Raw genomic sequence first — 8368 nt, forward strand, 5'->3', positions numbered from 1 at the left:
CCTTTCCAGCGGAAGTAGGGGTCAGGCGGGGTGATAGCGCTTGACGGTGGCTCCGTCTAGGATCATCTGTCTTTTGCACGCAAAAGACAGAAAGGCCGAGTTCATGCCACTGGACGAAACCGCCGCAGCCCTGCTTCTGAACCCTGCCGATGATGTCGCCGTCGCCCGCCGCCGCATTGCGAAGGGCGAGCCGACCGGACTTTCCGGAGTGACCGCCAACCAGCTGATCCCGCGCGGGCACAAGGTGGCGCTGCGGGCGATTCCCGGCGGGACGGCGCTGCGCAAGTTCGGGCAGGTCATCGGCATCGCCACGCAGGACATCGCGGTGGGCGACCATGTCCACCTGCACAACCTGGCAATGGCCGAGAACGCCGCCGAGCACCTGTTCGCGGTCGAGCGGGACGAAACCGGGATGCTGCCCCACGACCTCTGCCGCAGCTTCATGGGCTATGACCGGGGCGCGGGCGGCGTGGGGACACGCAATTACATCGGCATCGTCACGACAGTGAACTGCTCGGCCACCGTGTCGCGCTACATCGCTGACCATTTCAACCGGATGGGGGGCCTTGACGGCTTTGACAACATCGACGGCGTGGTCGCGCTGACCCACGGCCTCGGCTGCGCGATCAGCGCGGGCTCGGAAAGCTACCGCTACCTGACCCGGACGATCCAGGGCTATGCCCGCCACCCGAACTTCGGCGGGATCATCATGGTGGGCCTTGGCTGCGAGACGAACCAGATCCAGCCGATCCTGGAGCATTACAGGCTGGAGGAGGGCGAGCGCTTCCGCACGCTGAACATCCAGTCGATGGGCGGCACGCGGAAGACCATCGACGCCGCCTGCGGCATGATCCGCGAGATGCTGCCCGGTGCGAATTCGGCCCGACGGACGAAGCAACCGCTGTCGGGACTGAAGGTCGCGCTGGAGTGCGGCGGGTCGGATGGCTATTCCGGGATCACTGCCAACCCGGCGCTGGGGGTAGCCTCGGACCTGATCGTCAGGAATGGGGGGACCACCTGTCTGGCAGAGACGCCGGAAATCTACGGGGCTGAACACCTGCTGACGCGCCGCGCCGTCACGCCAGAAGTCGGCCACAAGCTGATGGAGCGCATCGACTGGTGGCGCGACTACACCGCACGCAACGGGGCCGAATTGAACAACAATCCGAGCTATGGCAACAAGCAGGGCGGGCTGACCACGATCCTGGAGAAGTCGCTGGGCGCTGTCGCAAAGGGCGGCTCGATGCCGCTGAAAGCCGTCTACGAATATGCCGAAATCATCGAACAGCCCGGCTTCGTCTTCATGGACACGCCCGGCTATGACCCCGTGGCCGTGACGGGGCAGGTCGCGGGCGGCTGCAACGTGGTGTGCTTCACCACCGGGCGCGGCTCGGTCTCGGGCTGGAAACCGGCGCCGACGATCAAGATCGCCACCAACACCGAGATGTTCGACCACATGCGCGAGGATATGGACATCGACACCGGGGGCATCGCGACCGGGACCGAGAGCATCGAAAGCGCGGGGGAGAAGATCTTCGAGCGCATCCTTGCCGTGGCGTCGGGCGAGAAGACGCTCAGCGAACAGTTCGACTACGGCGACAACGAGTTTGTCCCCTGGCAGGTCGGCGCGATCCTTTAGCCGAAGAAGCTGGCCGGTTCCGGACTGCCCTCGCGGCGAACGAGGTCGGCCCGCATCACCACGTTGTCTTCCGAGGCGAGGATGTGGTGGCGCAGGGCCGCACTCGCGCCCGCCCGGTCGCCGCGCACCATGGCATCGAAGACGGCGAGATGTTCCTCGAACAGCCCTTCGCGCGGGGGTTTGGCGACGCGGGTTCCGACCGTGTGCTTCGACAGCGTCAGCACGCAATGGCTGCGCAGAAGTGCCTGCGACAGCTCGCGGTTCGGGCCCGCGCCGACGCAGGTGACATGCAGGTCGACCTCCAGCCCGTACATCTCGGCGGCGGAGATGTCGGGGTAGCGGGCCAGCCCCTCGGCATGGCGGACGGACATTGCCGCCAGCGCTTCCGGCGCGATGTGATCCATCGCCCCGGCGATCGCCACGGGTTCCAGGAGGGCGCGCAGTTCGTACAGCTCGCGGACGCGGCGTTCGTCCAAAGGCACCACCGACCAGCGCGAGGCTTCGTCCTTCTCGACCATCCCCAGCGTTTCCAGCCGTGACAGCACGTCGCGCGCCACCGTCCGGCCGACGCCGTAGTGGCGGGCAAGTTCATGCTCGTTGATCCGGGCGCGCCCGAAGAACGCACGATGGACGACCCGCGCCTCGACCTCGTCATACAGCACCTGCCAGGCGAAGCTGACCTTGGGTTCCTGCAACAGGGCCAATCCGGACAGGCTTTCCGCCAAGGGCAGCCGAAGCACCGCCACCCCGGCAGGCCCGACGATGTAGCCTCGTGGCCCGGCGCGGTGGATCAGTCCTTCGGCGATCAGAGCCTGGATCGCCGTGCGAACGGGTTCGCGGCTGGCGCCGAGGAGCTGCGCGAGCGGCTGTTCGGTCAGCACCGTGCCCGGCGCGATCTCACCCCCGGCAATGGCCGTACGCAGGCCCCGGGTGATCCGGTGTGCCAGGGTTTCCTTGCGTCGTTCCATCTGCCTTCGGCCTTTGTCGGGACGACAGGATAGACGTGCCGGAAGCGGCGCGGCAAGCCTGCCCGGCGGGTCAGCCGCCCATGGCCCCTATGGAACGGTCAAGGTGGGTGTAGCCGCCGTCCGGGAATATCCATTGCCCGGTGGTGTGGCCCGAGCGATCCGACAACAGAAATGCGCAGGTATCGGCAATCTCGCGCGCCTCGGTCATGCGGTGCCCCAGAGGAATGCGGGCGGTGATCTGGCGGAGCGCGCCATCCGGGTCCGGCAACGTGTCAAGCCAGCGGCGGTAGAGGGGCGTCATCACTTCTGCGACGACGATCGCGTTGACGCGGACCTTGTGCGGCAGGAACTCCACCGCCCATTCGCGGGTCAGGCCAAGTTGCGCCGCCTTGGCCGCGATATAGGCCGAAGTGCCGCCCTGCCCGGTCAGCGCGGTCTTCGAGGTGATGTTGACGATGGCCCCTTGGGTGGCGCGCAGGTCGTCGGCGAGGAGGTGGACCATCGTGTAGTAATGGATCAGGTTCTGGTCGAGGCTCTTGCGGAAGGCCACCGGCCCCTTGTCGAGGCCCACACCATCATTGGCACCGGCGTTGTTGACGAGGCCGTGGATCGCGCCGTGTTTCTGGCGGATGGCTGCGACCGCCGCCGCGCAGGCTGCGTCGTCCGACAGTTCGGCCTGATGGAAATCGGCGCCGGTCCGGACCAGCCAGTCGGCATCTGGCTTCCTGCGCGCGAGGATTACCGGGCGGGCGTCTTCCTCGGCCAGCACCTCGGTGATCGCGGCGCCGATGCCCGAGCCGCCGCCGGTCACGATGACGGTCTTGCCGTGTAGGTGCAGGTCCATGGCAGTCTCCGGTCGGTCAGTCGGTCAGGGTGGCGGGGTCTTGCGCGAGGAAGCTACCCACCTGGGCCAGGTCCTTCAACCCCGCCCCCGCCCCTACCGCCTGCACCGACATCGCCGCGACGGCTGACCCAAAGCGCAGGGCGTCGGGCACCGGCATGTGGTGGACGATGCCATGGATGAACCCCGCGACGAAATTGTCACCCGCGCCGGTTGTGTCGGCGACCTCGACCTTGAAGGCGGGAGCGGTGAAGGTTCCCGCTTCGGTGAAGGCGATGGCCCCGGCCGCGCCGCGTTTCAGGACGACGTTCCTGACACCGCGCCGCCGGAAGTCTTGCGCCACGCTCGCCGGGTCCTTCGTGCCGGTGAAGACCTGCGCCTCCAGCTCGCTCGGCAACACCCAGTCGAGATGCGGCCAGATGTCGGCAAGGTCGTCAAGGCCATAGCCCTGCTGGTCCATCACGAAGTCGGCGAAGGTGAGGGCGCCGACCGATCTTGCCTTGCTCAGAAGGTCGGCCACGGCCCGCCGGTCGAAGCGTTCCGAGGTGAAGAGGCTGGCGATGGACAGCGCCTTCAGGCCGGGCTTCACCAGCGACAGGTCGACGTGTTCCGGCCCAAGCTCGGCATGCGAGCGGGAATGCGGGGTGATGAAGCAGTGCTCGCCCCCGTCCTCGATCATCACGACGCCCGTTGCCGTAGCCTGGCCGGGCTTGATGAACAGGCCGTCGGTTCCGACCCCGGCGCGGGCAAGCTGGTCGCGGATGAACTGGCCCTGCACGTCGTCGCCGACCATGCCGATCAGGCCGACCCGGTTGCCAAGCTTTGCCAGCGCCACCGCCTCGTTGTTGGCATCGCCGCCGGTCGCCAGCGTGATGCCTTGGACGAACCCCGTCTCGCCCGACTTCGGCAGTCCGTTGATGCCCCGGACCAGAACGTCGACCACAATCATCCCGGCGCAGAGGATTTCCGGGTCGGCCATCACGCGCCTTCGAACTTGATGACGGCCTTCACCATGGTCGATTTCTCGGTGATGCAGTCCTCGAACGCCTGCAGGGCCTGATCGAGGGGGTAGTAGCGCGAGATGATCGACTTCAGGTCGATCTTGCCGCCCGCCACCGCGTCGATGCAGGTCGGGTAGATGTTCGAATAGCGGAAGTTCGACTTGATGGTCAGCTCCTTGTTGGTCATCAGCTGGAAGTCGATGGGCGTCTGCCCAGTGACGTTGCCGACGATCATGATCGTGCCGCCGCGCTTGGCCATCGCGATGGTCTGGCTGGCGGCGACCGTGCTGCCTGCGGTTTCAAAGACGAGGTCGGGACCGATGCCACCGTGCAAGGCCCTGACCGCCTCGATCGGGTCCTGGTTGCGGGCGTTGACCACGGTCTTGGCCCCCAGTTCCAGCGCCTTCGACAGACGGATGTCGAAGAGGTCGACCACGGTGATGTTGGTGATCCCCATCGCCCGCAGCGCCAGCACGGTGACAAGCCCGATGCAGCCCGACCCCAGGATCGCCGCCGACTGGCCGATCCGGGCGCCCGCCTCACGCGCGGCGGTCATGGCAACGGCAAGCGGCTCGATCAGCGCGCCTTCGTCGTACGACACGGTGTCCGGCAGATTGAAGCAAAGGTCCGCCGGATGTGCCACATACTGGCGCAGGATTCCGGGAGCGCGAGGGGCGCTGGGGAAGACCACGTTCGGGCACAGGTTGTAGCGACCGCCCTTGCACCATTCGCACTTGCCGCAAGTGATGCCGGGCTCCAGGCAAACACGGTCGCCGGGCTTGTGAGTGGTGACAGCCTTGCCCACCGCCACCACTTCGCCCGCGCCCTCATGGCCTAGGATGAAGGGGTAGACATCGGGAAACTCCGGCTCGCCGTGTTCGTAGAAGTGCACGTCCGACCCGCAGACGCCACAGTATTTCATCCTGATCAGGACCTCGTTGTCCTTCGGCACCGGCATGTCGACCGGGCCATAGGTCATCTTGCGGTTTTCAAGCACGAAGCAGGCGTGGTTGGTCATGGGCGGGAGTCCTTCACAGTCCGGCGAGTTTCAAAGACACGGCGCGCAGCTTGGCCCGCGCCTCCGGATCATAGCATTGCTCATGGGCGGGCATGTCCACGCCCCGGTTCAGGTAGCGGCCGGTCTGGCCGTCGAATTTCGGGTTGGTGGCGAGGTCGAACAGGTGCCCGGCGCCGTCCTCCAGGCTTTCCACGACCTCATGCCCCATCGCCCGGACCATGGTAGTGGCCATGAAGGAATTGGGGTGCATGGTGTTGACGGTGACACCCCTTGGCGCCAGCTCCTCGGCCAGATCCAGCGTGCCCATGATCATCGCGACCTTGGACCGGCAATAGGCAGCCTCGCCCGAGTAGCCCTTCTCGACCTGAAGATCGGAGAAGTCGATGGCGTGCTGCCCGTCCGAGGCGACGTTGACGATCCTCCCACCCTTCGGGACAGCATCCTTCAGAAGGTGGTTCATCAGGAACCCTGACAGGTAGTTGATCCCGAACCGCGCCTCCAGCCCGTCGTCGGTCGTCTCGCGCGGCGCGCCTTCCGGCCCGGTGCCGATCCCGGCATTGTTGACCAGCAGGTCGATCCTCGGATGCCTGGCCTTCACCTCGGTGGCAAAGCGGCGGATGTCGGACAGTCTGGCGAAGTTGCTGGGCATGAATTCCGCCGAGCCGCCCGCCGCCTTGATCTCGGCCACCGTCTCGGCCCCGCGAGTGGCGCTGCGACCGTGGACGATCACATGGAACCCAGCCTTGGCCAGCTTCGGGGCCACGACGCGGCCCATGCCGTCAGTGCCGCCGGTGATCAGTGCTGTCTTCATCATGCTGTCCCTCGCTTACAGCCGCTCACCCGTGGCCAGATCGAAGACCGAGGCCTGCGCGGGCAGGAAATGCACCCTGAGCGCCTGCCCCTCTTCATAGCCGCTGTCGTCTGCCACCTTCACCGAAATCGTGGTGTCGCCGACCCGCGCCCAGAGCAGCGCCTCCGGCCCGGTATGTTCGACGACGGTGATCGTCGCCTCCACCGGCACGGCGCCCGAGGGGGCGGTGCCCACGACCCAGTGCTCGGGGCGGATGCCGATCTCGATTTCCTGCCCCACCCGCCAGGGCGCTGCCGTCGCATAGCCTTGCAGGGGGAACCGGCGCCCATCCGGGGTTGCCACTTCCAGCGACGCACCGTCCGCGACTTTGGCCTTGAGGAAGTTCATCGAGGGCGATCCCACGAACCCCGCCACAAAACGGTTGGCCGGGCGCATGTAGACGTCTTTCGGCGCCGCAAATTGCTGGATCACGCCCTTGTTCATCACCGCGATCCGGTCGGCCAGTGTCATCGCCTCGATCTGGTCGTGGGTGACGTAGATCATCGTGGACCCTAGGTCCTGGTGCAGCTTCTTGATTTCCACCCGCAACTCGGTGCGCAGCTTGGCGTCGAGGTTCGAGAGAGGTTCGTCGAACAGGAACACATCCACATCCCGCACCAGCGCCCGGCCGATGGCGACGCGCTGGCGCTGGCCGCCGGACAGCTCGGAGGGGCGGCGGTCCAGCAGCGCGCCGATTTGCAGGATTTCGACCGCCCGCTTCACCCGCGCCTCGATCTCTGCCTTCGGCATCTTCGACATGCGCAGGCCGAAGCTAAGGTTCTCGCGCACGGTCATGCGGGGGTAAAGCGCGTAGGACTGGAACACCATGCCGACGCCGCGGTCCTTGGGCTCGGCCCAGGTGACGTTGTCCGCGCCGATCCAGATTTCGCCCTCGGCAATCTCCTGCAAGCCCGCGATGCAGTTCAGAAGCGTGGACTTGCCGCAGCCCGAGGCACCGAGGAGGACGATGAACTCGCCCTCGGCAATGTCGAGGTTCAGCGCCTCGATCACCGTGACGGCCCCGAAGGCGACCGAGACGTTTTTCGCTTGGACGACGGCCATGGCCTATCCTTTCACTGCGCCAGCCGCGATCCCGCGGACGAACCAGCGCCCGGACAGGAAATAGACGGCGAGGGGGACGATGGCGGTGATCATCGTCGCCGCCATGTTGACGTTGTATTCCTTCACGCCCTGGGTGGCGTTGACGATGTTGTTGAGCTGCACCGTCATCGGCATGTTCGCAGGTCCCGCGAAGACCACGCCCAGGATGAAGTCGTTCCAGATGCCTGTGACCTGCAGGATCACCGCCACCACGACCATCGGCGTGGCCATCGGCAGCATGATGTGGCGGAATATCTGCCAGATGCCCGCGCCATCCACCCGCGCCGCCTTGAAAAGGTCGATCGGCAGCGAGGTGAAGAAATTGCGGAAGAGGAGGCTGAGGACCGGCAGGCCGAATGCGGTATGGATCAGGATGATGCCGGGCAGCGTGCCGAACAGGCCGACCGTCGAGAAGACGCGGACCAGCGGATAGATAAAGACCTGGAAGGGGATGAAGGCGCCGACCAGCAGGATCGCGAAGATCACGGTCGACCCACGCGCCCGCCAGAAGGACAGCATGTAGCCGGTCCAGGCCGCCAGCGCGATGGAGAGGATCGTCGAGGGGATCAGGATCTTGAACGAGTTCACGAAGCCCACCTTGACGCCGGTACAGTTCAGCCCGGTGCAGGCGCTGCCCCAGGCCTTGACCCAGGCGTCGAAGTTCAGCGACCAAGGCAGCTCGAAGATGCTCCCCTGCCGGATCTGTTCCATCGTCTTCAGCGAGGTGATCAGCATGACGATCAGCGGCATCAGGAAGAAGAGCGCGGTCACGATGATGAAGGCATAAAGCCCGACGCGGCCCAGCGAGACGCTGGTGGGTTTCGGCCCGTTGGCGTTGGGGTTGTGCCGGGGGGTGGCAGCGGTCATACCGGCGCCCTCCCCTTCGCCTTGCGGAAGTTCTCCATGTAGATGTAGGGCACGACGACCGCGATGACGGTGATCAGCATGAC

Annotated in this window: 8 protein-coding genes; 1 reads left to right on the plus strand and 7 read right to left on the minus strand. The window is 65.9% G+C overall.

Features of this window, described 5'->3' with window-relative positions:
- Positions 1 to 103 precede the first annotated feature (103 nt).
- The gene (locus JNL31_RS10960) at positions 104 to 1639 is read left to right on the plus strand and encodes a UxaA family hydrolase (RefSeq protein ID WP_294973171.1); all 1536 of its coding nucleotides are present in this window, start codon (positions 104 to 106) and stop codon (positions 1637 to 1639) included.
- Here JNL31_RS10960 and JNL31_RS10965 read toward each other — a convergent pair.
- From JNL31_RS10965 to JNL31_RS10995, 7 genes are all read right to left on the minus strand, one after another.
- Positions 1636 to 2607: a GntR family transcriptional regulator gene (locus JNL31_RS10965; RefSeq protein ID WP_294973173.1), complete on the minus strand. Its 972-nt coding sequence runs from the start codon at positions 2605 to 2607 to the stop codon at positions 1636 to 1638. The two genes, JNL31_RS10960 and JNL31_RS10965, sit on opposite strands and share 4 nt — an antisense overlap.
- A 70-nt stretch (positions 2608 to 2677) precedes the next feature.
- Complete coding sequence (locus JNL31_RS10970) at positions 2678 to 3451, minus strand: SDR family oxidoreductase (RefSeq protein WP_294973174.1); 774 nt, start codon at positions 3449 to 3451, stop codon at positions 2678 to 2680.
- Positions 3452 to 3467: 16 nt separating this feature from the next.
- On the minus strand, positions 3468 to 4427 hold the full coding sequence (locus JNL31_RS10975) for a carbohydrate kinase family protein (RefSeq protein WP_294973175.1): 960 nt from the start codon (positions 4425 to 4427) through the stop codon (positions 3468 to 3470).
- Positions 4427 to 5467, minus strand: a complete 1041-nt coding sequence (locus JNL31_RS10980; protein WP_294973177.1) for an NAD(P)-dependent alcohol dehydrogenase — start codon at positions 5465 to 5467, stop codon at positions 4427 to 4429. Before JNL31_RS10980 ends, JNL31_RS10975 begins: the two co-directional genes overlap by 1 nt.
- A 13-nt stretch (positions 5468 to 5480) precedes the next feature.
- Complete coding sequence (locus tag JNL31_RS10985; protein WP_294973179.1) at positions 5481 to 6281, minus strand: SDR family NAD(P)-dependent oxidoreductase; 801 nt, start codon at positions 6279 to 6281, stop codon at positions 5481 to 5483.
- 12 nt (positions 6282 to 6293) lie between these two features.
- Positions 6294 to 7379 (minus strand): ABC transporter ATP-binding protein, encoded by a 1086-nt coding sequence (locus tag JNL31_RS10990; protein WP_294973180.1) that lies wholly within the window; start codon positions 7377 to 7379, stop codon positions 6294 to 6296.
- Positions 7380 to 7382: 3 nt separating this feature from the next.
- Positions 7383 to 8285, minus strand: coding sequence for a carbohydrate ABC transporter permease (locus tag JNL31_RS10995; RefSeq protein WP_294973182.1), 903 nt, complete (start codon positions 8283 to 8285; stop codon positions 7383 to 7385).
- Positions 8286 to 8368 lie beyond the last annotated feature (83 nt).

It is taken from the genome of Tabrizicola sp. (assembly GCF_016792905.1).
In the GTDB taxonomy this organism is placed as follows: domain Bacteria; phylum Pseudomonadota; class Alphaproteobacteria; order Rhodobacterales; family Rhodobacteraceae; genus Tabrizicola.

What these genes read in the sequence shown, in the direction of transcription:
- JNL31_RS10995 (WP_294973182.1), bottom strand. Translation starts at nt 8,285, where the DNA reads ATGACCGCTGCCACCCCCCGGCACAACCCCAACGCCAACGGGCCGAAA.
- JNL31_RS10965 (WP_294973173.1), bottom strand. Translation starts at nt 2,607, where the DNA reads ATGGAACGACGCAAGGAAACCCTGGCACACCGGATCACCCGGGGCCTG.
- JNL31_RS10980 (WP_294973177.1), bottom strand. Translation starts at nt 5,467, where the DNA reads ATGACCAACCACGCCTGCTTCGTGCTTGAAAACCGCAAGATGACCTAT.
- JNL31_RS10985 (WP_294973179.1), bottom strand. Translation starts at nt 6,281, where the DNA reads ATGATGAAGACAGCACTGATCACCGGCGGCACTGACGGCATGGGCCGC.
- JNL31_RS10970 (WP_294973174.1), bottom strand. Translation starts at nt 3,451, where the DNA reads ATGGACCTGCACCTACACGGCAAGACCGTCATCGTGACCGGCGGCGGC.
- JNL31_RS10975 (WP_294973175.1), bottom strand. Translation starts at nt 4,427, where the DNA reads ATGGCCGACCCGGAAATCCTCTGCGCCGGGATGATTGTGGTCGACGTT.
- JNL31_RS10960 (WP_294973171.1), top strand. Translation starts at nt 104, where the DNA reads ATGCCACTGGACGAAACCGCCGCAGCCCTGCTTCTGAACCCTGCCGAT.
- JNL31_RS10990 (WP_294973180.1), bottom strand. Translation starts at nt 7,379, where the DNA reads ATGGCCGTCGTCCAAGCGAAAAACGTCTCGGTCGCCTTCGGGGCCGTC.